A 23,550-nucleotide genomic window follows, 5' to 3' on the forward strand; every position below is an offset into this window, starting at 1 on the left:
GCTATGCTCCCGGCCATGACGCTCAAACGAATGGACAACGTCAGCATCGTCGTCGAAGACCTCGCGGCGGCCATCGCGTTCTTCACCGAGCTGGGGATGGAGCTGGAGGGGAAGACCACCGTCGAGGGTCATTGGGTCGACCGCATCGTCGGGCTCGAGAACGTCCGCTCCGACATCGCGATGATGCGGACCCCGGATCGCCACAACCGGCTCGAGCTGACGAGGTTCCACACGCCGCCGGCGACTCGCCTTGAGCCGAAGGACGCCCCGGTGAACACGCTGGGCATCCGTCGCATCATGTTCGCCGTCGAAGACATCGACGACGTCGTCGCCCGCCTGCGCACCCACGGCGCGGAGCTCATCGGCGAGGTGGTCCGGTACGAGGACCTCTATCGGCTCTGCTACATCCGCGGCCCCGAGGGCATCATGGTCGCGCTGGCCGAGGAGCTGCGCTGACGCGTTCGGAAGGACGGCGGCGATTCGCGCCGCCAAGCCGATTCCGGAGCGCGTGACAAGGGCACGGGGGCGGACACGGAGCCCCGGCGACACTCACACTGGACCGCTGTCACATGGTGATGTGGCGGGCTCCCGCCGACGATGCGGCTCGCATCGGCGCCACCCCGAGCCAGTCGGGCACGGGCGCCGCGCCGGTGCCAGGCGCAGGGCCCCGTGAGTTCGGCGCCCAGATCCATGGACAGCTTCGGGGCGGGCCAGCGAGACAGACCTGGCCGGCCTCCGGGATGCGGGGCAACACGCGAGGCTCGGCCGGCGGTCCAGGTCGAGCCCTCGCGGCCCCTAGAGCTTCAGCCCCTCCCGGATGCGGGCGACCACCTCCGCGGGAGGCGGCGTCACGTCCACGGGCATCGCCCGCTGGGGCACCTCCAGCGTCTCCAACTGGCTGTCCAGCAGCGACGCCGGCATGAAGTGTCCGTGGCGCTGGGACACCCGCTGCGCCAACACCTCCCTGGGCGCGTGCAGGTACACCCACCGCAGCTGCGAAGGGTCCACCTCCAGCGTGTCGCGGTGGACACGCTTGAGCGCGGACGACGCCACCACGAGGTCTTCCCCGCGCTCGATGGCTTCCTGGATTTGCGCGCGGATGGCGGCCAGCCACGGCCAACGGTCCGAGTCATCCAGCGGGAAACCCGCCGCCATCTTCGCCACGTTGGCCGGCGAATGCAGGTCGTCCGCGTCCAGGAAGCGCCAGCGGAGCGCCTCCGCCAACTCCCGGCCGACCGTGGTTTTCCCGGCTCCCGTGACTCCCATGACGATGACCACCATCCCGTGCGGCCTCCTCGAACCCGGTGATTCCAGCATGGTGTGTCCGAGGGGCGTCTCCGGCCACTCGCTCGGGTGTTTGATTCCCACCGCTCTACGTCCTGGGAATGTCGGACCCAGCGGGTACTCTTCGGTTCGTCGCCGCTTCAGGACGCGGCACGGAGGATTCATCGTGGCGGACATCGCGGACGGCGCGCAGGTCGAAGTGCAGGGTTCGGGCTCCAAGCCCTACATCCTCAAGAACACGGGCGGGGTGTACTCGTGCTCCTGTCCGGCCTGGCGCAACCAGTCCATCGCCATCGAGCGGCGCACCTGCAAGCACCTGCGCCGGGTGCGCGGAGACGCCGCGGAGGACGCCCGCTGCGGCGCCGCCGCCACCGCCGTGAAGCCCACCCGCGCCAGGCCCCAGGGCGCGGAGGCGGACGGGGAAGGGGGCGCAGAGGAGAAGGCGCCGCCGCTGTTGCTGGCCCACCCGTGGGAGAACGACGTGGACCTCACGGACTGGTGGATGAGCGAGAAGCTCGACGGCGTGCGGGCGTACTGGGACGGCAAGCGCTTCTGGTCGCGCCTGGGCAACGAGTTCTTCGCGCCGGACTGGTTCACCGCGGGGCTGCCGGACTTCCCGCTGGACGGAGAGCTGTTCGGTGGACGCAAGCGCTTCCAGCGCACGGTGAGCGTGGTGCGCCGGCAGGACCGCAGCCCGGACTGGAAGGAGCTGGCCTTCGTCGTGTTCGACGCGCCGGCGGTGGCGGGGGCGTTCGAGGACCGGCTGGAGCACTGCCGCAAGTGGCTGGAGGACGCGAAGCCCACGTATGCGCGGTGGCACGAGCACGGGCGCTGCCAGGGCACGGAGCACCTGCGCGAGGAGCTGGCGCGCGTGGAGGGGCTGGGCGGCGAGGGGCTGATGCTGCGCAAGCCGGGCTCGAAGTACGAGGTGGGGCGCTCGCACACGCTGCTGAAGGTGAAGAGCTTCAAGGACGACGAGGCCGTCGTCGTCGGGCACGTGGCCGGCGCGGGGCGGCACAAGGGGCGGCTGGGCGCGCTGGAGGTGGAGCTGCGCAACGGCAAGCGCTTCAACGTGGGCACGGGCTTCTCGGACGCGGAGCGCGCGGCGCCTCCCGCCCTGGGCACGCTCATCACCTTCCGCTACCAGGAGCTGTCCAACGACGGCGTGCCGCGCTTCCCGTCCTACGTCGGCGTCCGCATCGACGCGCCCGCGTTCCCGGTGAAGGCGAAGGCGAAGCGCTGACGGCGCTCAGCAGTACGTGCCCGAACCGAAGAAGCGCGACGGGGCCTCTCCGACGACGGCGCGCAGCTCGCGGTTGAAGTGGGGCTGGTCGTAGTAGCCGGAGGCGTGCGCCAGCCGGGAGAAGCTCATCCCGGGCCGGTACGCGGAGACGGCCTGCCGCATGCGCAGGATGGAGGCGAGCCGCTTGGGCGAGGCGCCCACCGCGCGGCGGAAGCCCTTCTCCAGCGCGTCCTGGCTCAGCCCCACCTCGCGCGCGAGCGCCGCGATGCGCACGGCGCTCGGCTCCTCGTGGACCGCCCGCACCGCCGCCAGCACGGCGCCGCTGACGGGTTCGGGGCGCAGGCGCGAGAGCAGGAACGCCTCGAAGACCGCCACGCGCCGGGCATCGTCCTCCGCCTCGGCGATGCGCGACGCCACGCGGTCCACGTCGGCGTGGGGCACCAGCGTCTCGAGCGCCAGCGTCTCGCCCAGCAGCTCGTGCAGGGGCTCCTCGAAGAAGCGGGCCGCGCCGGCCGCGTGGAACTTGGCGAGGATGATGGCCCCCCCCGCCAGCGTGCGCATGCGGCGCGCGTCCACGCGCAGCCCGGTGATGACGTGGTCCGGGACCGGGAGCGTCCGCGCGTCCTCGAGCATCTGGGACGTCCCGCCGAAGCGGAAGCCCACGATGATGCTCGGCTCCGGGACCAGGACGCGCGTCACCAGCTCCCGCGCCTCCACGACCTCGAAGGCACGGACGAACGGGGCGAGCCTGGGACCCGGGGCGAACGTCGTCACGCGCATGACGCCCTCCAGCATGCGCCTCATGGGGGGCGAACGCACTGAATTCGTCCAAGCCCCCTCCCGGCGCCGCTCATTACCTTGCGCCCATGAAGAAACGAGCCCTGCCGTGGATGGCCTCGGCCGTCCTGCTGCTGTCCTCCTGCACCACGACCCACGCCGCGCCTGACGCGCCGGAACGGACCGCCTCCATGAAGATGCCCCTCGACCTCGACCAGCACCCGAACCTCCACTTCCGCATCGACCGCATCACCGTGCCGACCGCCTCCCGGGCCGAGCTGGAGACGGCCATGCACCGCATCACCGCGCTCCTGCGCGAGCAGCCCGGCTTCCTGGGCAACGTCGTCTTCGAGCGCAAGGGCGACGCGGGGACCCTCGTCCTCGTGACGATGGCGACCTGGGAGAGCGCCGAGGCGATGGCCAAGGCCGGCGAGGCCGTGCGCGCGCACAACCAGCGCATCGGGTTCGACGCGCAGGCGCTCTTCCAGCGGCTGGGCGCGACGATGGAGCGCGGCGACTACATCGCCCCCCGCGAACTCCAGTAGCCGGGTCGCCTGGGACACTCGGCCTGAGAGAGACTCTGTGCGCTAGCCGTCATCGCAAGTGCGCGAGGCCGCGTCGCGAGGCGGGGGCTGTCCGCACGTGGATGCAGGCCCGGTCTATAGAGAGACGCTCCCCCCTTCGCCGGAAACGGCGTCGCGCTGTTCCAGTGTCTGCTCGAGGTGACCATGCACTGCGAGCTCTGTCTTTCGGACCATGCCGAGGATGTCCCCTGTCATTCCCAGGGAGCGCACCTGGGCAACCGCCACGAAGCGCCGCGGTCCGCGTGTCCCCGGCGCGCGGGCCTCTCGCCTCGCCACCGGGTGGAGCCGCTGGCGCGCGTGGCGCCGTGGTGCGTGCGCGTGCAGCACCCGGAGGGCGTGGACGTGCATGGCGTGGAGCTGGCGCGGGGCGGCTTGTTCCTGCACTGCCGGGAGCCCTTCCCGCCGCTCCTCACCCGGCTGTCGCTGACGTTGCGGCTGGAGGGAGAGGACGTGGCCTGCGAGGGCGAGGTGGTGCGCCACGTCGACGCCGCGCACGCGCACGTCTGGAGTGGTTCACCGGGCATCGGCGTGCAGCTCGCGCGGCCCCCGCCCCGGCTGCGCGAGCTGTTCGAGCGGGTGCGCCTCCACGCCCCGGCGACGGTCGACGACGCGGAGCCGCCGCTCAGCGAACGGTGAAGGCGCGGGAGGCGCCGAAGTACGGGCGCACGCGGCCGTCCCAGCCGGACTTCCACTCGCCTTCGTGGAGGAGGCGGTAGGTGCCGGGCGTCGCGTCCTGGGGGATGTGCCACTCCACGGTGACGTGGGAGCAGCCCAGGGTGGGCACGCAGTTCTCGCGTTGCCACAGGTAGCGCGTCTCCCAGTCGCTGTCGTCCGCCACGTCCACCCAGGCGCCGATGGAGCCCTTGCGCTGCACGCGCAGGAAGGTGCCCTCCTGGTGCAGGTCGTTCTTCGGGTGGCCGCCCCAGAAGGTGACGCTCACGGTGTCGCCGCGCGCGTAGGTGGCGCGGGCGTCGGCGAGGACGTCACCGAAGTCGACCCAGAGCAGCTTGTCGTCGAACACGACACCCGGCTGGAGGGCCACCTGGACGTAGCGCAGGTCGGTGGGCGTGGGGCCCGGGGGCACGGCCTGTCCCTCCACGAGGGAGGTGGCGAGCCCGTCGAAGGATTGCTGGAGGGCCGCGAGGGTCCACGGGCCGAAGTGGGTGGAGGCGCCCTCGTAGTCCTGGCGGGCGTACTCCTCGCGGGTGGCGACGTAGCCGGCGTAGTCGTTGGAGAGGCCGGCGATGACGACGTCGGTGACGCCGAGCGGGGCGAGCCGGGCCTGCACGGTGTCGCGCAGGCGGCGGCCGGCCATGGTGGTCAGCTCGAAGGGCACGGCGACGAGGGCGAGCGGGCCGATGGTGACGAGTTGGAGGGGCAACACCTCCGGGGACCACGGGTGGGGGAGCATGGTGCCCGTCTCGAGGACGATGGGCTTCTCCGCCTGGCAGGGCGTGGTGGTGAGGGCGCAGGTGAACTGGCTCCAGAGGTCGTGGATGGCGGCGCAGGAGGCGCCCTCCACGCCGTAGCCCGGGCCGTCCTCGGCGCCGGCGAGCATGGACAGGCCGATGGCGGCGGGACAGGTGCGGCGCGGCGGGCCGTCGGTGAAGGCGGGGGCGACGTCCACCGCGTCCATCTTCACGAAGGTGTGGCGGTAGTCGACGCCGCCGGTGAGCGGCCGGTCGGCCTGGTTCCACAGGCGGGTGGCGAAGTCGTACTGGCGGCGGGCGGACAGCTCGGTGTCCTCGAAGTCGTCGGCGCCTCCGCCGTTCGTGCCGCCGAGGATGTTGGGGGTGACATCGCCCTCGTTGGATTGGGCGAAGGCGGCGACGAAGGTGTCGCCGGCGTCGTGGGTCCGCTCGAAGAGGGAGGAGGCGAGGCCCTTGTTGTCGCCGCTGATGAGGTGGTGGGTGTTGCCCATCGACGTGGCGTGGACGGCGAACCAGTTGATGAGGCCCAGGTCGGAGCCGTCGGTGCGCGTCAGGCGCACGAGCGTCATGCGGGGGTCGACGTCGAGCGGATAGCGGGCGCGCTCCTCGGCGGGGTTGCGCAGGTAGGCCTGGGGGGAGCGGTTGCGGCTGGCGCCGAGGAGGTCCCCGGAGGCCAGGCGCAGGGTGCCTTCTCCCAGGCGGGTGTGCGCGCGGGCGATGGAGGTGACGATGCCGGAGACGATGGCCTCGAAGTTCTGGGGGACGAAGCCGAAGGTGGTGAGGTTGTAGAGGGTGTGGTGCGAGTAGCCGCCGGGCCCCGAGTGGGTGTGCGTGGCGCTGAGGAGGACGTTGTCCTCGGTGTAGAGGTCGCCGAAGCGGGCGTGCAGGCGCTCGACGACCTGGCGGCGCACGGACTCGAAGACCATGCCCAGGTCGGCGCTGACGAAGGCGACCCGGCGGCCGTTGCAGGGCGAGGCGATGACGAAGGCGCGCGAGCGCAGGCGCTGGTGGATGCCGGAGGTCTGCTGGGCGAGCTGGGCGTAGCCCATCATGCCCACCTCGGCGGCGGGGCCGGTGATGTCGGCCATGCCCGCGCCGACGAGGAAGCGCGAGCTGCCCGCACACGTGTCCGCGCTCGCGGAGGCCACGGGGCCCGTGGCCCATGACGTCGCGGACAGGACGAGGCCGAGCGCCAGGGTGAGCGGGAACAGGGTCGCGCGCATGCCGTCCTCCAAGGGCGCCGAGGGGACGCGCCAGGGCAAGAGAGGGCTCGGAGATAAGGGCTGCGCGAGCCGAATGCACGCGCGCGGTGAGCGGTCGTCCGGCGGGTCACAGTCCACATGGCGCCTCAGCAACGCCTCGCCCGGAGGTGCGGCCGTTGCCCTCACCCAGGGTCCGCCCCCAGCCTCGACTTCGATGCGAACCATGCCAGCCAGGACTCACGCACAGCCGGCAGCGAGGTCGACGCTCCCCGCGGACCGTCAGCCCGACCTGGACGGAGGAACGGATGCGGGTGTCGCGCCCTCGCCCACGCACGTGGTCGCGGAGGGAATCCGTTGGCCCACGGAGCTGACACCCCTGGCTACGCTCGACGGGCCCGCGGTCCTCGCCGCGCATTCCGCGCGCCAGAAGGTGCTCGCGGCCATGCCCCGTGAGTACGCGAGCAGTTGCGCCTATTCCGCCAAGGCCATGGAGGTCGTCGTGGGCAAGGACGCGGACCTGTACTTCGTCCGCGTCCATCGTCGCCCCGAACGGTGTGGCCGCATCGCGCCGGGCAGCGGAGCCACACTCGACTGGCACGAACTCTACGCCGTCTCGCCGGAAGGGAAGGTCCTGGCGCGCTTCCCGAACCACCCCTGAGCCAGCGCCACGCCCAGGCCGCTCACATCCCCGGATTCGCCGCCGAGGCGTGGGGGGGCGCGATGTGGAGGGCGACACGGAACGTGGTGCCCACGCCCACCGAGGACTCCACGGAGATGTGGCCCCCCAGCGCCGTGACGATGGTGTCGCAGATGGACAACCCCAGCCCCGTCCCCAGCCCCGCCGACTTCGTCGTGAAGAACGGGTCGAAGATGCGCCGCAGGTGCTCCGGCGGAATGCCCCCGCCCGTGTCCCGCACCTCCACCATCACCCGCGCCCCCTCCTCCGGCCGCGTGGTGATGCGAATCTCGTTCGTCTCCGACTGTCCTTCCTCGATGGCGTGCGCCGCGTTGATGACCAGGTTCAGGAACACCTGGAACAACTTCCCCTCGTTGCCACGCACCGGCGGCACCGCGCCGTAGGTCTTCACCAGCCGCGCCCGCGGACGCACCTCGCTGGCCGCCATCTGAATCACCGAGTCCAACACCCGGTGCAGGTCCACCGGCTCCTCGCGCGTGTCCTCCACCCGCGAGAACACCCGCAACTGGCGGACGATCTGCCGCATCCGCTCCGCGCCCTCGCGCGCGTCGTCCAGCACCTGCCGGCACTCCACCAGGTCGTCCGGCGTCAGCGGGCGCGCCCTCGGCCCCACCGTCGCGTGCAGGAAGTCCAGGTTGGACAACACGTACGCCAGCGGGTTGTTCAACTCGTGCGCGATGCCCGCCGCGAGCAGGCCCATGGAGGCCATGCGGTCCGCGAGGATGAGCTGCGCCTGGCTGCGCTTGCGCTCGGTGACGTCCCGCGCCACCGTCACCCACGCGGGCGACCCGTCGAACACCACCGCCAGCGTCACCAGGTCCGCCACCACCGTGGCGCCGTCGCTGCGAATCAGCGGCACCTCCACCGCCCGCGACGCGTGCTTCCCGTCCACCGCCTGCCCCAGGTACAGCTCCGCCGCGCCCCGGTCCTCCGCCCGCACCAGCTCCAGCACGTGCCGGCCCACCAGCTCCACCGGCTCGCGGTAGCCCAGGTACTGCGTGAGCGCCGGGTTCACCGACAACAACACCCCGTCCCCCACGTGCACCATCACCGGGTCCGGGAACGCCTCGATGAGCAGGTGGACCCCCGCCTCCGTGCGCCGCAGCGTCGTCTCCGTGCGCACGCGCAGCGCCTTGTCCATCCGCTGCTCCAGCGCCAGCGACAACGTGCCCGCCGCGCCGGACAGCAGGTTCACCTCGATGTGGCCCCAGGGCCGCGCCTCGCGGCAGTTGTCGAAGCCGATGACCCCGAACAACTGCCCGTGGACGTGCAGCGGAATCAGCAGCACCGAACGGACACCCTGCTCGTCCAGCATGGGCGCGAGCATCGGCGTGAAGTCCCGCGGCAACCCCTGCACCGGCTCGCCCCGCATCAGCGTCGCGGCCTGCTCCGGCCGCAGGGCCTCCAGCAGCGGGAGGCCGTGCATGTTCGGGTCCTCCAGGTTCGGCGCCACGCCCGGCTCGCACCACTCCGCGCGCTGCGAGGCCAGCACCGCGCCGCGCTCGTCCCGGTGCATCTCGAAGACGTACACGCGGCTGGCCGCGGACACCTTGCCCAGCGGCTCCACCACGGAGGAGTACAGGTCCAGGGGCAACTGGTGCGGCATCATCCGCCGCTGCACCTCCACCATCGCCTCCAGGTAGCGCTCACGCGTGGCGACCGCCTCCTCCGCCTGCCGCCGGGAGCTCACGTCCAGGAGCGTGCCCACCACCTCCCCGGGCACCCCGGGCACCGCGCGCATGCTGAGCACCACCCAGCGAACGCCCTCCCCCACCCAGAGCCGCACCTCGTCGCGGGACGCCGCCACGCGCTGGGCGGCCACCGCCTCCAGCACCGCGCGCGCCGACTCCCGGTCCTCCGGGTGCACCACGTCCAGGAACGTCCGCCCGTGCCACGCCGCCCCCAGCGTCCCCGTCAGCCGCTCCCAGCCCGGCCCGAGGTAGCAGATGGCGCCACCCCCATCGAGTTGGAACACCACCTCGCTGAGCAGCCCCTCCAGCGCGTCCAGACGGCGCGCCATCGAAGGCCCACCGTCCACGGCGGCAGCGAATGGCAGCGGGCCGGGGATGCCCAGCCCCCCGGCGCTCGCCTCGGGAATCGATGCGGGGACCACCTCGCGCCCCATCTCCCGCCGCTCGTCTGCCACTTCGGCCTCCTGCGCCCTCGGAAAGAGGGGGCGGTGTCCCGACAGCGCACACGGCCGCCAGGAGCCTGACCCACACCTGTTCCCCTCCCAGAGGCGACGTCGCCTCCAGCATAGAACCGGCGAATGTCGGGAAGTCAATGAAGGCGGAGTAGGGTCACTTCGGTTCTTCGGGCTCCCACCCTCCCGGGGCACCCGAGCGCCTGCGCTGGCGACGGTCCCCCAGCACCCGCGCCGGGACGCCGCCGACGATGGCCCACGGCGGCACGTCCCGGGTGACGATGGCGCCCATGCCGACGACGGCGTGGTCCCCCACCGTGACCCCGTCCGTCACCCCGGCGTTGGCACCTATCCACACATCCGCGCCCACGGTGATGCCCCGGGACGTGACGGGCTGTTCGCTCACGGGACGGTCGGGCGACAGGCCATGGTCGAACGCGTAGAGGGTGGCCCCGGTGGCGATGCGGGACCCCTCGCCGATGCGGATGCCCGCCGCGCCGCCGTCCAGGCTGACGCGCGCGTTGAGGCTCACCCCCGCCGCCAGCACCACCGGCCCGTGGACGAAGGCGTCCGCGGCGATGCTGCACCCGGGGCCGATGACGACGGTGCGCCCGGGCTCGGCGAAGATGCGGGCCTCCGGGGCGATGAAGCAGCCCTCGGCAAGCTGGACGGTCTCCAGGTCCCTGAGCCGCTGCTGCACCTCGCGCTGCCAGGCCTCCGCCCACTCGCGGTGGCGGGGCTTGAGCGAGAAGTAGAGCCACGGCATCCAGGAGAGCCGGAGCTTGTGCTGCTCCCGGCGAAGCGCGTCCAGGTCCACGCCTCCTGCCTACCACGCCCCGGCGGCGCGCGAGGCGCCCTTCACGCCCCCAGGCCCCGCGACGCCTCCTCCACCGTGAAGTGGCAGCGCTCCCGCTCCCGGGCGACGGCCTCCACGTCCACGGCCGGGGGGTCCAGCCACAGCACCAGGTCGTCCGGCTCCCAGCGGTAGGGCTCCCCGTCGAGGAGGATGCGCCCGTCGGCCACCAGCCGCGTGGCCTCCACGAGGGGCAGCGCGGCGAGGTCGCGCATCATCGCCTCGAAGCGCCCCTGGCGCGCGGGGTCCACGAAGCGGAAGCGCTCCCGGGCCACCACGGCCAGGTGGTACCACATGGGCCGCGACGCCACGCCCGCCAGCCCCAGCCGGCGGGCCATGAGCACGAACATCTCCGTCGCCTCGCGCGACAGGCCCAGGCCCGGCACGTCCTGGCCGGGCAGGCGCGGGCGGTGCTCGCTGAAGCGCGCGCGCGGGTGGCGCAGGCTCAGCCAGTTGACGAAGAGGAAGGGCGCGCCGGCGAGGGTGCGCCGCTCCACCACGGCGTCGACCAGCAGGTGCTCCTCGCCGCCCGCGCGGCCCAGCACCTTGATGCGGTCCCCCACGCCGGTGGAGCCCACCTCCACGCGGGGCCGGTGGTAGCCCAGCCGCTCGATGTGGCCCAGGAGGCCGTAGCGGAACAGCGCGTACTCCAGCGACTGCGCCGTGTAGTAGCCCAGCACGCGGGGCTGGATGGCGCCGCCGAAGCCGAGCGAGCCCTCCAGGTCCTCCAGCGTCAGCGGCTCCTCGAGCGCCGCGCCCTCCTCCTGGGACAGGAGCCGGGAGACGCGGCGGAAGTGGGCGCTGAGCGGGTCGTACTTCGCCTTGATGGGGCGGCTGCCCATGCCCGCCAGCGCGAGCACCGTGCCCGCGTACACCTTCCACGCGTCCGCGTGGTAGCCGCCGCCCGGGAGCCACACGCTGGGCACGCCGCGCAGCGCCCGCGCGAGCATCAGGTCGCGGCGCCGCGCGCCCTCGAGCGTCAGCCCCACGCGGCCGAAGCGGTCGCCGCCCAGCACGTCGCCGCCCGCGATGACGAAGGCCAGGTCCGGCGTGGGCATGCGCGACAGCAGGCCGTCGAGCAGCGCCAGGTAGCGGGCGTCGTCGACGTCGTGGGGCACGAGCGTCTCGTCCACGCCCTCGGGCAGCACGCCCCAGTCGCTGCCGGACAGCGAGCCGATCCACACGTTGGCGTGGCCCGCGAGGCACGCGGCCGTCCCGTCCGGCGGGTGCGCGTCCAGGTCCAGCACCACGGCGCGGCCCTCGAAGCCGTCGGCGTTCAGGGTGGCGAGCGCCACGGCGATGTCGTTGACGGCGCAGAAGCCGCCGCCCCGGTCCGGGGCCGCGTGGTGGAAGCCGCCCGCCATGTTCACCACGGGGCCCCGGCGACCGAAGGCCAGCCGCGCGGCGCCCAGGGTGCCCCCGCAGACGAGGCGCACGTAGGACAGCAGCGTGTCCACCGGCACCTCGGACGGGTCCACCGCGTAGATGCGGGCCAGCGTCTCCGGACGGCCGAGCGACTCGAGGTACGTGGCGGTGTGGACGCGGGACAGCTCCGCGTAGCTCACCGGGAGCGGGCGGTAGACGTCCTCTGGCCGCACCACGCGCTTCTCCAGCAGATACCAGGTGGTGAAGTCCACGCCGCGCGGCTCGACGCCGACGGTGGACTCGATGCCGGTGAGCGGCAGCCGGTAGGCCTCGTCGTAGAAGATGGGGACCGACTCACTGCCCAGCGTCAGCAGCCACCGCTTCATCCCGCGCCACACGCTCATCCGTGGCCCCTCGCGCGCGCGGAGGAGGTCGGCGGTTTCGAGCGGGCTGGGCGGGGAAGACGACGCACGGGGCGGCGAGCTTCGCCCAGCGCGCGCCCGGTGGGGACACTTTTCGAGCGGGCGCGGGTACCAGGGATTCGCTTCCCTCCCGAACGCTGCCCGCCGGTACGCTGGACAGGGAGGCTTGCGGACACGGTCCTCATTCCACGGGACGCCGCGTCTCCTCCTGGAGCGCGGGGCTGCGACGCCGCAGCGCACGCGCCACGAGCGCGGTGACGAGCGCCCAGGCCAACCCCGCCACCCAGCCCCCCAGCACGTCCGTGGGGTAGTGGACGCCCAGGTACACGCGCGACAGGCCCACCAGGCACGACAGCAGCAGCGACACCGCGAGCAGGTACGCCTTGAGGCGGCGACGTTCGGTGAGCTGCGCCAGCAGCGCGCCCAGCGTCAGGTACACCGTGGCGGACAGCATGGCGTGGCCGCTGGGGAAGCTCGTCGTCATCACCTCCGTCAGGTGCGGCACCACCGACGGCCGGGGCCTCGCGAAGAACCGCTTGAGCAGGCCGTTGAGCAGCGTGCCGCCCACGGTCGCCGCCAGCACCAGCATCAGCGTCCGGTAGCGCCGCGCCAGGAGCAGGAAGCCGCAGACGCAGACCGTCATCAGGACCAGCACCGGCGCGCCCCCCAGCGCCGTCACGTCCTGGGCGGCGACGCGCAGCCAGCGGGGGCCTCGCGGCGTCGACGGGTCGTCGGGGCTGCGCAGCGCGCGCAGGACGCGCTCGTCGAAGTCCTGCGTCTCGCCCTCCGTCACCTCGTCCGACAGGGCGATGAAGCCCAGGCAGCACACGCCCAGGAGCAGCAACAGCCCATAGAGCCGCGTCACCGCCACGTTCTGTCGGGACATCCGCGCCCAGAGACCCCGCCACATAGGAGCGGCACCATGCCACGTCGCGAGGCGGGATGCGCCCGCCACGCCACGCCGTGTCCGCCGCGCTCCAGGGGCGAGTCGCTCAAGGGGCGGGGGTCGCCGCCCCCTGGGGCTTCACCACCGCGAGCGCCACGTGCTTCACGCCCGCCGCCTTCGCCAGCTTCATGACCTGGAGCACGTCCCGGGTGGACAGGGACTGGTCGCCCTTGAGGAGGAAGCGGCGCTCGGGATTCTCGAGGTGTTCCTCGGTCAACCGTCGCTGGAAGCTCACCGTGTCCGGGTAGCGGTCCTTCTCGACGTAGAACACCCGCTCCGGCGTCACCGAGAGGACCACGGGATCGGACTTGTCCCCTTCCTCGACCTGGGTCGCCTTGGGCAGCTCCACCGCCTCGCCGCGCATCAGCTTCGGGGTCACCACCATGAAGATGATGAGGAGGACCAGCACCACATCGACCAGGGGCGTGACGTTGATGTCGCTCTTCACGCCGCCTCGACCACCCGCGGACATCCCCATGAACGGCTGCTCCTTGCAGGAAGGGAACAGCTCCATGGGTACCTGGACGCGCGGGCTTCTTGGCCGACGCGCGTCCCGGGTCGGGTCATCGTTTCGTCATGGGCGGCGGGACACGCGGCGCTATCGCGCCAGGCGCACCCGGTCCTGTCCGCCGCTGCCGAACGCCGCGCCGAGCACGCAGAAGAAGTGCAGCGCCAGGCCCGGGAAGAAGAAGAACCAGTAGCCCACGCCGACGAAGCAGAACCAGAGGATGGCCCGGAAGAGCTGGCCCTTGTAGAGCTGCCCCAGCCCCGGGAAGAAGAACGAGAGGAGCCCCGCGACGATGGGGTTGAAGCGGCGCTCGCGGATGAGGTCGGTGGTCATGGCGTTCTCCCTGGCACGTCCCTCGCACCTAAACGCGGGCCGCGCGACACGATAATCGAGCCGCCCGCTCCTCAGCGGTCCGGCCGGGCAGGCGGTGCGGGCGTCAGCACGAGTCCATCCAGGACACCATACGCATAGGCCGCCGCGAACGCATACGCGCCGATGAGATAGGCCGTGTTGAACGACCGCGCGCGGTCCACGTCGCCCACGTCGTAGCGCCCGTCCGGCCCCCGCAGCGAGAGCGCCGATTGCAGCGAGATTCCCGCCACCGCGAGCCCCACGCCCTGGGTCACCGCCAGCGCCACCCCCTTCCCCGAGCGACCATGCTTGAGGTGCCCCACGCCGAGGGGCGCCAGGTACCACGCGCGGGACACGGTGGGGGCCAGCGGGACCGTCGCCGGGTTCTCCGTGAGGGACGTTGGCGGCGGCAGCAGGCGGGGACGCCGTTCGGCGGCGAGCTCCGCGATGCGCGTCTGGTGCGCGGCGCGCGTGCGGCCCACGAAGGCGATGAAGTCCGGGGGATACAGCAGCGGGTCCAGCGCGGAGTCCTCGCGAGCGGCCAGCGCGCGCACGACCTCGTCCTCCGCGCGGGGCAGCTCCTCCTGTGCGTGGTACGTGGCCGCGAGCAGCAGGTGGGCCTCGGCCTCGAGCGCGTCGCCCTCCAGCCGCAGCGGATAGAGGAGCGACTCCAGCTCGGTGCGGGCCCGGGGCAGCTCGCCGGACTGGTAGGACTCCCTCGCGGGGTCCAGCGGCGAGGCCGCGAGCATCAGCAGAAACCACGTGGCGCTCATCACGGCGTCACCTCCAGCGTCACGTTCATCCGACGACCCGCCACCACGTCCACCTCACGTTGAAGGACCGGCACGCCGGGCGCGCGCGCCGTGAGGGTGTGTCGGCCATGCTCGACGCTCAACGGAGCCGCGAGCGGCGCGACACCGACCTCCCGACCATCCAGGAAGAGTCGAGCCCCCGCCGGAGCGACGACGACCAGCTCCGCCCTCCGGGGCGTCAGCGTCACGTCGCGCGCCACCGTCTCGCCGGGCGCGAGCGTCACGTCCAGCTCGACCGCGTCGCAGAGGGGGTGCGCGAAGCGCAGCCGGTACGTCCCCGCTGGCAGCGACAGGTCGCGGACCCGGGGCGTGTAGCCTCGGCTCGCTCCGTCCACGAACACCTCGGCCCAGGGGCGCGCGGTGACACGCAGCACTCCGGGACGCGCGGGCTCGGAGACGCTGGCGGTGGGGGAAGCGCCGACCCCTGACGTGGCCAGGTTCGCCGCACCAGGTTGCGTTCCCTTCGGTGAATCCGTTCGTGATGGAGTGGCGGAACCGTCCGCGGCCGCGCCCGTCGTCTCCGGACGCGCGCCTCGAACCCGCTCCGTGCCTCGAGCCGCGTCACGAGGTGAAGGGGCCCCTCGAACGGTGCGGAGGTCCGACGTCCCGACGGGCGACACGACCGCACTTGAAGGCCCGACACGCGATGGGTCCTGACCGGCAGCCACACCGAGGTCCGACGTTCCGACGCGTGACGCGCTCGTCCCAGTGACTGCTCCCGAAGCGTCGACACGCGATGGGCTCGGCTCGACGAGTGCTCCAGCGAGCGGCGTACTCGCTGGCTCCTGCTCGGCGACCACACCGACCTCCGGCGTCCCGCCAGACGATGGGCTCGGACCCGTGCCAGTGCGTCCGCGAGCGTCATCGCCAGCGGCACCCTGCCTCGCAAGCCCCTCCGCTGGGCGCTCACCACCTGGAGCGGGCGAACTCCCCATCCCCATCGCGGCGCCCCTCGCTGCTCCGCCAAGCGCCTCTTGCGTCGGACGCCCATCCTCTCCCGACATCGCCGACATGGCGCCGGAACGCACGGGCGCAGTCTCACCGCGCGACGACGCCCCGACTCCAGGCGCCAGGGAATCCGCCTCGCCCCCGGACCGCACCGCCCACACGCCCCACCCCGCCGCGACACAAGCCGCGACTCCCGCCCCGACGGCGAGCCCCTTCCATCTCGGCTGCCTCGGCCGCTCGCGGAGCAGCGCCATCACCTCGGCGGACCCCGGCTCCAACACCAGGGCCGCGTTGAGCACCCGCGCCGCCCGCGCCCCCTCCCCGCGTGACAACAACGCCCGCCCCTCGGCCAGCAGCCGCTCGAAGCGCTCCCGCCGCCACCGCGCGGCGACGGTCGTCGGCTCGCCCAGGAACGCACGCGACACCTCGGCCGGGGGGCCGACGTGCCGCCCCAGCACCTCCGCGAGCGCCCCGTCCAGCGCCGCGCCGTCCTCCGGCCGGTCCCTCGGGTCCCTCGCCAGACAGCGCGCCACCAGGGCCACCAGCGGCTCGGGGAGCGCGGGCAAGAACTCGGACAGGCTCGGCGCGTCCTTCGACATCACCGACGCGGCCAGGTGCGCCGCGCCCCGGCCCTCGTGGGGCGTGCGCCCCACGCACAGCTCGAACAGGATGACCCCCACCGCGTACACATCCGACGCCGGCGAGAACGCCCCGGTGTCGATGCGCTCGGGGGCCATGTACGGCAGCGAGCCCGTCACCGCCCCGGTGCTCGTCAACCGCTCCTGGTCCTCCAGCGCCGCCAACCCGAAGTCCGCCAGCTTCAACGGCCCGCCCGAGGCGACCAGCACGTTCTCCGGCTTCACGTCCCGGTGGACGATGCCCCGCGCATGGGCCGCGGCCAGCGCGCGCGCCAGCTCCCACCCCAGCACCATCGCCGCCTCGGGGGGCACCGGCGCCAGCCGTCCAGCCAACGCGCGCAGGTCCTCGCCCTGGACCCACTCGCAGACGAGGAACGGCCCCTGCGCGCCGTCCTCTCCGAAGTCATGGACCTCCAGGACGTTGGGGTGGCGCAGCGACGCGGCCAGCTCGGCCTCCCGGCGGAAGCGCTCCGCGCGACCCGAGCCCCCTCCAGGGTGCATCCGCTTCAGCGCCACCGGGCGCGACAATCGCAGGTCCGTGGCCAGGAACACCGTGGCCATCCCCCCACGCCCCAACTCCCGCTCGAGTCGGTAGCGGCCTGCGAGCACTTCACCCGTCATCACCCGGGCATTCTCCGGGAGCCGCCGCCCGCGAGCAACCCGCCCCCCGGCTACAGCCGGCAGGCCCGGGCGCGTCCGACCACCTCGCAGGCCCCCGCCGCCCCTCCCGGACAGTCACTGTCCCGAGCGCAGAGCTGGCGGCAACGCAACCCCTGGTCCGACGGCAGACACTCGCCGCACCGGGCGCAATCCAGCGAATTCTCGCAAGTCCGTCCCACCGTCGTCGGCGCGTCCGAACAGGCCTCCACGCACACCGAATCCGACGCGCAGCGGTAGCCCTCCGACAGGCAGATTCCCCCTCCCGCCTGGGGATTGCACGACTCCTCGCATCGCCGACGCGTCGGATGGCAGTTCGCGACGGTCGTGCACTCCAGGGAGCTGGTGCACCCCTCTCCCAACCGGGGTCCCACCTCGCACTGGGACTGCCTGCAGCGCCGGCCCACCGGGCACTGGAAGTCCGTCGAGCACGTCAGCGTGCAGACCCTGCCGTCACAGCCCGCCCCGGGCGTCTTGCACTCACAGGCGCGCGAACAGGACCCGCCCAGCTCGACGGTCCCCCCACACACCTCCGTGCCGCCATCCTGGCAGCCCGTCCCCGAACAACCTCCGTCGGAGCCGCCCCCGTCGGAGCCTCCGTCCTGGCAGCCCGCCCCCGAGCACCCCCCGTCGGAGCCTCCGTCCTGGCAGGCCCCTCCGGTACAGCCACCGTCCACGCCCCCGTCACCGCAGGACGCCCCCGTGCAACCGCCGTCCGTACCGCCGTCCATTCCAGCGTCCGCACCGGCATCCGGACAGGCCGACCCCTCGCACTCCCAGGTCGGCATGCAGGCCCGGAGCGGCACGGACTCGCCGGGAATCTGCATGCACTCCTGGTTCAGGCGATCACAGCCCAGGTCGCAGGACTTGAAACACACCCCCAGGTTCACCGCGCAGACGCTGCCTCCCGGACACGGCACCGACTGGGAGCACTCCAGCGTGCAGTACCCGCCGAGCCAGGAGCGGTTGCACACGTAACCCGGCCCGCAGTCGTCGGCGAAGATGCACCCGGAGCCGACCCACATCCCGTCGATGGGGACACACGCCCCCTCGTCGCAGGCCTGCCCCTGGGCGCAGACGTTCACCTCGTCGCAGCGGGCGCGGATGTCGAGCGGACACCCCGACGTGAGCAACCACAGGAAGGCGCCCACGGCGGGCAACAGGAACGGACGGAGGCGGCGGTTCACCAAGGCCCGGGCGACTCTAGACGGAGAGCCCCCCTCGCCTCCAACCCGCGAGACGAGGGGGGCAGGTGAGTCGCCCAACCCACCACTACATGCAGGTGCCCATGAAGCCGGGCGCCGCGAAGCACTGACCGCTGACACAGTGCGCGTTCTCCGTGCAGGGGAAGCCGAAGGCGCCCGGGCTGCAGAAGCCGAGGACCGCGTTGGTGAAGGGCTTCACGCAGCTCCACGACGAGGGGCAGTTGCTGTTCTCGCGGCAGAGGCCCTGCATGCAGAAGCGGGCCTTGTTCGCCAGGTAGCCGTCGTTGCACACCGCGCCGCCCAGGCCCACCGGGCACATGCCGTCCACCGAGCAGGGCGCGAAGTTCGCGCAGTACGGCTGCTGGGCCTTCGACTCGTCGCCCTCGAGGCAGACGGAGTAGGCGTCACAGCCGTCCTTGCCGTCCGTCGCGTCCGCGTCGCACGAGGGCGGGTTGGAGGGCGGACGCAGGCTGCACAGGCCCTCCACGCACATCTGGTTGCTCAGGCACTGGCTGTCGCCGGTGCAGGTCGGCACCGTCCGGCTCTTGCAATAGGAGACCGCGGTCCCGGTGTCCTTGGTGTCGCAGTACTGGTCCTTGGAACAGTTGTCGTCGGACTGGCAGCCGATGGCACACAGGCCGTTGAAGCAGAACTGCCCGGAGGGGCAGGGCTTGTTCGCGCTGCACAGGAAGCTCTCGGCCTGGGGGCCGGGCTCGTCGTCGTCCTTCGTCTCGCCACAACCCACCACCGCCAGCGCCATCAAGAAGGCCATCGCCACGTGCTTCATGTTCGTCGTCTCCATCCGTCCGGTTCAGGTTCGGGAATCAGCGCGGCGGCCAGGCCACCGCGGCGTGTCCCTCCCCCTTCGCAACCGGCGTGCCCGGCCACGTCGGAGCCCTGAACCGCCGCGATTCCACGGGGTTGCGTGACACCAGGGCCCCCGGGGGGCGCGACGACGGAGGGAAACGTGCCAGGACTGGCACGCTCCCGGAGCCTCCAGAGGAGGCGGCCTGTCAGTCCCCCTCGCCCAGGTACCGGAACAAGGAGCGCAGCCCGATGCCGAGCGCCGCCGCCGCGTCCTTCTTGCTGCCGCCGCACCGGGCGATGGCCTCGCGCACGTAGCGCTGGACGAAGGCGTCGCGGGCCTCCTCCAGCGGCACCATGACGGCGGTGTCGCCGCCCAGCTCCAGGTCGTCGCCCCCCAGCAGCTCGCCCTTGGCGAGGATGGCCGCGCGGCGCACGCGGGAGACGAGTTCGCGCACGTTGCCCGGGAAGGGGTGGCCGCGCAGGGCCTCGGCGGCCTTCTGGGTGAAGCCGTGCGCGCGGCGGCCCTCCTGCGCCAGCACGTGGTGGGCGATGAGCAGCACGTCGTCCTCGCGCTCGCGCAGGGCGGGCACGTCCACGCGCACCTCCTCCAACCGGAAGCGCAGGTCGGCGCGGAAGGCGCCCCGCTCCACCGCGTCCACCAGCGAGACGTGCGTCGCGGACACCACGCGCACGTCCACCTTGCGCGGCACGTGCTCCCCCAGCCGCGTCACCTCGCGCTCCTGCACCACGCGCAGCAGCCGCGTCTGGAGCGACAGCGGCATGTCGCCAATCTCGTCCAGGAAGAGCGTGCCGCCGTCCGCCGCCTCCACCAGCCCCGCCCGCTCCGCGCCCGCGCCGGTGAAGGCGCCGCGCGCGTGGCCGAACAGCTCGCGCTCGATGAGGCTCTCCGGCAGCGCCGCGCAGTGGACGGTGACCAGCCGCCCGCGCCGGCCGCTGCGCCGGTGGAGCGCCCGCGCCACCAGCTCCTTGCCCGTGCCCGTCTCGCCCTGGATGAGCACGTTGAGCGGCGTGGGCCCCAGCCGCTCCACCTGCCGGTACAGGGCGCGCATGGGCGGCGATTCTCCGATGAGCCCCTCGAAGGTCGCCGCCTCGATGCGCCGGGTGAAGCCCTCCAGCTGCGCGCGCAGCTCCGTCAGCTCCCGCCGCGTGGACAGCAGCAGCGCCGCCAGCGAGGAGAGCGCCATGGCCTCCTCGAGCGCCTGCGCGCAGAAGGGCCGCGCTCCCAGCCGCCGCCCCAGGTACACCACGGACAGGGGCACCTGCTCCACGCGCAGCGGCACCACGAGCGCGGAGGACAGCCGCAGCGCCTCCACGCTGGGCGCCCGCGCCAGCACCGCGTCCGCCAGCACGTCCTCCACGCGCACCGGCGCGCCGGACGTCAGCACCCGCTCCACCAGGCTGTCCGCCACCGCCGCGTCCGGCACCGGCCCCGTGGCGCACAGCACGCGCCGCGGCCCCTCCCGCGAGTCCGCCGTGACGAGGAACCCCACGTCCGCGCCCACGGCGTCCGCCATGCCCCGCATCACCAGCTCCAGCAGCTCCAGCGGCGGGCGCTGCACGAGCAGCCGCGACGCCAGCTCCGACAGCACCGAGCCCAGGCGCCCCCCACCCGGGGGGACCTCCGGGGCGAGGGGCGCGGACGGGAGGGACTCCACCAGCTCCAGCTCCACGGGGCCCACGCGGAAGCGCTCGCCCGGCTCCAGCGGCGCGGACTCCACGCGCCGGCCGCGCACCTTCACGTCGCAGCCCTTGCCGGAGGCGGACACGCTCCACCCGCGCCCATCGCGGAACAGCAGGGCGTGGCTCGGGCGGATGCCCGGGACGGCGAGGACCGCGTCGCAGGTGGCGTCCGCGCCGATGGAGACCACCGGCTTGTCCAGGGGGAGACGTCTGCCGTCGGGGAGCACGAGGAAGAGGGGCATGGCGGCGACGCGGGAGGCGCGGGTGTCCCGCGTCGCATATCAGGAATGCGCCGGCGGCGACCCGGGACGTACGGGGCCGGACGCTCGCGAAAGGCGGGGATTGTCTCCACGCGGGCGGCTGCTATCACCAGGGCCCTCTCGAGGAGCCGGAGCCGCCATGGCCATCGCCACCATCGACCCGACGACGGGCAAGACGCTGCGCACCTTCACCGCCCTCACGCCGGTGGAGCTGGACCTGAAGCTCCAGCTGGCGGCGGACACGTTCCGCGCGTACCGCCAGACGTCCTTCGCCGAACGGGCCCGGTGGATGCGGCGCGCGGCGGAGCTGCTGGACGCGGAGGCGGACCGCTACGGCCGCGTCATGACGGAGGAGATGGGCAAGCCCTTGGAGGCCGCCAAGGCGGAGGCGCGCAAGTGCGCCACGGCCTGCCGCTACTACGTGCAGAAGGCGGAGGGGCTGCTCAAGGACCGGCCGGTGGAGGTGGGCGGGGACACGGCCTTCGTGCGCTACCAGCCGCTGGGCCCGGTGCTGGCCGTCATGCCGTGGAACTTCCCCTTCTGGCAGGTGGTGCGCTTCGCCGCGCCCGCGCTGATGGCCGGCAACGTGGGCCTGCTCAAGCACGCGCACAACGTGCCCCAGTGCGCGCTGGCGCTGGAGGAGCTGTTCCTCCAGGCGGGCTTCCCGGCCGGCGCCTTCCAGGCGCTGCTCATCGAGACGGCGGACGTGGACCGCGTCATCGAGGACCCGCGCGTGCGCGCGGTGACGCTCACCGGCAGCGAGGCCGCGGGCCGCGCCGTGGGCGCCGCGGCGGGCAAGGCCATCAAGAAGGTGGTGCTGGAGCTGGGCGGCAGCGACCCGTTCGTCGTCATGCCCAGCGCGGACCTGGACAAGGCGGTGGAGACGGCGGTGGCCGCGCGCCTCATCAACAACGGCCAGTCCTGCATCGCCGCCAAGCGCTTCATCGTCGCCGAGCCCATCGCCGCGGAGTTCGAGCGGCGCTTCGTGGAGCGCATGAAGCGCGTCACCGTGGGCGACCCCGCGGACCCGAAGACGGACGTGGGCCCGCTGGCCACCGAGGGCATCCTGAAGGGCCTGCACGCGCAGGTGGAGGCGAGCGTGAAGGCCGGCGCGCGGCTGCTGCTCGGCGGCAAGCCGCTGGAGCGCCCCGGGAACTTCTACCCGCCCACCGTGCTCGCGGACCCGCCGCCCCAGGCGCCCGCGTTCCACGACGAGCTGTTCGGCCCGGTGGCCACGCTGCTGCGCGCGCGGGACGTGGAGCACGCGGTGGAGCTGGCCAACGCGACGCCCTTCGGCCTGGGCGCCAGCGTCTGGACGCGCGACGCGGCCGAGCAGCGCCGCTTCATCGACGGCATCGACGCGGGCATGGTGTTCGTCAACGAGATGGTGGTGTCCGACGCGCGGCTGCCCTTCGGCGGCGTGAAGCACTCGGGCCACGGCCGCGAGCTGGCGGACCTGGGCCTCTTCGAGTTCCTCAACGCGAAGACGGTGCGCGTCGCCACCGGGACGGGCGCCGCGCCCAAGGGGCCCCTCAGCGAGTAGCCCCCCCGCCCCCAGTGGCCGTCAGCGGGTGCGCTGGCGGCCCTCCACCGGCGGGCGGTGGACCTCCTCCAGCGCCTCGGCCACCGCGTCCACCTCCGCGCCCAGCTGCGCCACGCTCTGGCGCAGGCCCAGGCCCGCCACGTCCTCGCCGGACGCCTCCGCCGAGCGCACCCGCAGCACCTGCGCGTGCAGCCCCTCCAGCGTGTAGTACAGGCGCGTGAACTCGGCCTCCAGCCGGTCCGCCGCCGTCGCCAGCTCCGCGCGCTGGCGCCGCTGCTCGTCGAGCGCCACCAGCGCCGCCTCCAGCCGCTCGCGCACCACCGCGTCCCGCTCCGCCTCCACGCGCCGGGCCAGCGTGTCGCGCTCGGCGTCCAGCTCGCGCCCCTCCTCCAGCTTCGCCAGGCTCCGCAGCTCGCGCTCCCGCCGCGACAGCTCGTGGCAGCCCTTGCGCAGGGCCTCCACCGTCCGCTCGGGGGCGTGCACCACGTCGCGCAGCACGGAGGGGCCCTGGCCCAGCTCCGCCAGCAGCCGGGCGCACACCGCGTCCACCTTCGCCGTCCTCGGGTCCTCGGAGGCCGGGGGGACCTGGGGGGCGGGGGTCGCCACCGGCGGGGCCGTGTCACGATCCCGTGACGACGCCTTCTCCCCCGCGCCCTCGGGGCGCCTGGCGTGCTTCACCCCGGACAGGAAGAAGGCCAGGGCGACGAAGGCGAGCCACCACATCCGGCGGTTCTGCATGGCCATGACCAGGAAGGTGGTCGCCATGACGAAGTAGACGGCGGCGCGCGCCGGGTCCCTCGAGCGCCGCGAGCGCCGACGGGCGCGCGCCGCGGCCCGCCGGGCGTCGCGCTTCGCCTCGTGGTCCCACTCCCGCTCCCACTTGCGCCGCACCTTCCTGGGGGGCAGGCGGCCGGTACGGCGCACCCAGGCCTCCACGGCGGCGGCCTCGCGGGCCTTGCCCTCGGCGAGCGCCTCCTCCAGACGGCGCAGCCGCTCGTCCTGGAGCGAGGCGGAGGGGAGAGACGAAGGCGGTTCGGTCGGTCCTCGGGTCACGCGGTACGATAACGACATCCCTCCGTCCGGAGGGAGTGCATGATTCCGCTGCGGAGTCCGGTGCGGGGAAGCAGCTTTCTCCCGCGTTATCCGGGGAAATGCCCATTCGTTTGCATTCTCC

General features: G+C 73.0%; 21 protein-coding genes. 6 read left to right on the forward strand and 15 right to left on the reverse strand.

The genetic code is table 11. From position 1 onward, the window contains the following. The first annotated feature begins 15 nt into the window (after positions 1 to 15). Positions 16 to 456, forward strand: a complete 441-nt coding sequence (locus tag LZ198_RS19270; RefSeq protein WP_253973470.1) for a VOC family protein — start codon at positions 16 to 18, stop codon at positions 454 to 456. Positions 457 to 795: 339 nt separating this feature from the next. Here the strand turns inward: LZ198_RS19270 and LZ198_RS19275 are convergent, their stop codons facing one another. Continuing rightward, on the reverse strand, positions 796 to 1,281 hold the full coding sequence (locus tag LZ198_RS19275) for a gluconokinase (protein ID WP_253973471.1): 486 nt from the start codon (positions 1,279 to 1,281) through the stop codon (positions 796 to 798). Positions 1,282 to 1,450: 169 nt separating this feature from the next. Between LZ198_RS19275 and LZ198_RS19280 the strand changes: the two genes are divergently transcribed. Continuing rightward, the gene (locus LZ198_RS19280; protein WP_253973472.1) at positions 1,451 to 2,527 is read left to right on the forward strand and encodes a DNA ligase; all 1,077 of its coding nucleotides are present in this window, start codon (positions 1,451 to 1,453) and stop codon (positions 2,525 to 2,527) included. A gap of 6 nt (positions 2,528 to 2,533) precedes the next feature. Here LZ198_RS19280 and LZ198_RS19285 read toward each other — a convergent pair whose 3' ends face one another. Beyond that, positions 2,534 to 3,307, reverse strand: a complete 774-nt coding sequence (locus LZ198_RS19285; RefSeq protein ID WP_253973473.1) for a helix-turn-helix domain-containing protein — start codon at positions 3,305 to 3,307, stop codon at positions 2,534 to 2,536. Positions 3,308 to 3,393: 86 nt separating this feature from the next. Here LZ198_RS19285 and LZ198_RS19290 point away from each other — a divergent pair, with 86 nt between their 5' ends. Both LZ198_RS19290 and LZ198_RS19295 read left to right on the forward strand, forming a co-directional pair. Continuing rightward, positions 3,394 to 3,849 carry an antibiotic biosynthesis monooxygenase family protein gene (locus LZ198_RS19290; protein WP_253973474.1) on the forward strand — a complete coding sequence of 152 codons (456 nt, stop codon included), beginning with the start codon at positions 3,394 to 3,396 and terminating at the stop codon, positions 3,847 to 3,849. A 183-nt stretch (positions 3,850 to 4,032) separates the two neighbouring features. Beyond that, the gene (locus tag LZ198_RS19295) at positions 4,033 to 4,524 is read left to right on the forward strand and encodes a PilZ domain-containing protein (protein WP_253973475.1); all 492 of its coding nucleotides are present in this window, start codon (positions 4,033 to 4,035) and stop codon (positions 4,522 to 4,524) included. Here LZ198_RS19295 and LZ198_RS19300 read toward each other — a convergent pair. Next, on the reverse strand, positions 4,511 to 6,541 hold the full coding sequence (locus LZ198_RS19300; RefSeq protein WP_253973476.1) for a neutral/alkaline ceramidase: 2,031 nt from the start codon (positions 6,539 to 6,541) through the stop codon (positions 4,511 to 4,513). The two genes, LZ198_RS19295 and LZ198_RS19300, sit on opposite strands and share 14 nt — an antisense overlap. A gap of 202 nt (positions 6,542 to 6,743) precedes the next feature. Between LZ198_RS19300 and LZ198_RS19305 the strand changes: the two genes are divergently transcribed. Then, positions 6,744 to 7,178 (forward strand): hypothetical protein, encoded by a 435-nt coding sequence (locus tag LZ198_RS19305; RefSeq protein WP_253973477.1) that lies wholly within the window; start codon positions 6,744 to 6,746, stop codon positions 7,176 to 7,178. A 22-nt stretch (positions 7,179 to 7,200) separates the two neighbouring features. Here LZ198_RS19305 and LZ198_RS19310 read toward each other — a convergent pair whose 3' ends face one another. From LZ198_RS19310 to LZ198_RS19360, 11 genes are all read right to left on the reverse strand, one after another. Next, complete coding sequence (locus tag LZ198_RS19310) at positions 7,201 to 9,237, reverse strand: ATP-binding protein (RefSeq protein ID WP_456094075.1); 2,037 nt, start codon at positions 9,235 to 9,237, stop codon at positions 7,201 to 7,203. Between the two features lie 280 nt (positions 9,238 to 9,517). Next, positions 9,518 to 10,177 carry an acyltransferase gene (locus LZ198_RS19315; RefSeq protein ID WP_253973479.1) on the reverse strand — a complete coding sequence of 220 codons (660 nt, stop codon included), beginning with the start codon at positions 10,175 to 10,177 and terminating at the stop codon, positions 9,518 to 9,520. 41 nt (positions 10,178 to 10,218) lie between these two features. Further along, the gene (locus tag LZ198_RS19320; protein ID WP_253973480.1) at positions 10,219 to 11,982 is read right to left on the reverse strand and encodes a histone deacetylase family protein; all 1,764 of its coding nucleotides are present in this window, start codon (positions 11,980 to 11,982) and stop codon (positions 10,219 to 10,221) included. 199 nt (positions 11,983 to 12,181) lie between these two features. Further along, positions 12,182 to 12,886 (reverse strand): phosphatase PAP2 family protein, encoded by a 705-nt coding sequence (locus tag LZ198_RS19325; protein WP_253973481.1) that lies wholly within the window; start codon positions 12,884 to 12,886, stop codon positions 12,182 to 12,184. 106 nt (positions 12,887 to 12,992) lie between these two features. Next, the gene (locus LZ198_RS19330; RefSeq protein WP_253973510.1) at positions 12,993 to 13,424 is read right to left on the reverse strand and encodes an ExbD/TolR family protein; all 432 of its coding nucleotides are present in this window, start codon (positions 13,422 to 13,424) and stop codon (positions 12,993 to 12,995) included. Between the two features lie 120 nt (positions 13,425 to 13,544). Further along, a complete protein-coding gene (locus LZ198_RS19335; RefSeq protein ID WP_253973482.1) occupies positions 13,545 to 13,787 on the reverse strand; it encodes a hypothetical protein in 243 nt (80 codons plus the stop codon). A gap of 71 nt (positions 13,788 to 13,858) precedes the next feature. Next, entirely contained in the window at positions 13,859 to 14,578 is a 720-nt protein-coding gene (locus LZ198_RS19340; protein ID WP_253973483.1) for a hypothetical protein, read from the reverse strand. Next, positions 14,578 to 16,824 (reverse strand): serine/threonine-protein kinase, encoded by a 2,247-nt coding sequence (locus LZ198_RS19345; protein ID WP_253973511.1) that lies wholly within the window; start codon positions 16,822 to 16,824, stop codon positions 14,578 to 14,580. The genes LZ198_RS19340 and LZ198_RS19345 overlap by 1 nt, the downstream gene beginning before the upstream one ends. A gap of 50 nt (positions 16,825 to 16,874) precedes the next feature. Next, positions 16,875 to 18,047 carry a hypothetical protein gene (locus LZ198_RS19350; RefSeq protein WP_253973513.1) on the reverse strand — a complete coding sequence of 391 codons (1,173 nt, stop codon included), beginning with the start codon at positions 18,045 to 18,047 and terminating at the stop codon, positions 16,875 to 16,877. An 85-nt stretch (positions 18,048 to 18,132) separates the two neighbouring features. Further along, entirely contained in the window at positions 18,133 to 18,852 is a 720-nt protein-coding gene (locus tag LZ198_RS19355) for a Dickkopf N-terminal cysteine-rich domain-containing protein (protein WP_253973484.1), read from the reverse strand. Between the two features lie 226 nt (positions 18,853 to 19,078). Next, complete coding sequence (locus LZ198_RS19360) at positions 19,079 to 20,815, reverse strand: sigma 54-interacting transcriptional regulator (RefSeq protein ID WP_253973485.1); 1,737 nt, start codon at positions 20,813 to 20,815, stop codon at positions 19,079 to 19,081. Positions 20,816 to 20,972: 157 nt separating this feature from the next. On the opposite strand from LZ198_RS19360, the gene LZ198_RS19365 reads away from it, so the two are divergent. Next, entirely contained in the window at positions 20,973 to 22,376 is a 1,404-nt protein-coding gene (locus LZ198_RS19365; protein WP_253973486.1) for an NAD-dependent succinate-semialdehyde dehydrogenase, read from the forward strand. A gap of 21 nt (positions 22,377 to 22,397) precedes the next feature. Here the strand turns inward: LZ198_RS19365 and LZ198_RS19370 are convergent, their stop codons facing one another. Further along, a complete protein-coding gene (locus tag LZ198_RS19370) occupies positions 22,398 to 23,447 on the reverse strand; it encodes a hypothetical protein (protein WP_253973487.1) in 1,050 nt (349 codons plus the stop codon). Between the last annotated feature and the right edge of the window lie 103 nt (positions 23,448 to 23,550).

The organism is Myxococcus dinghuensis, assembly GCF_024198235.1.
GTDB lineage: Bacteria > Myxococcota > Myxococcia > Myxococcales > Myxococcaceae > Myxococcus > Myxococcus dinghuensis.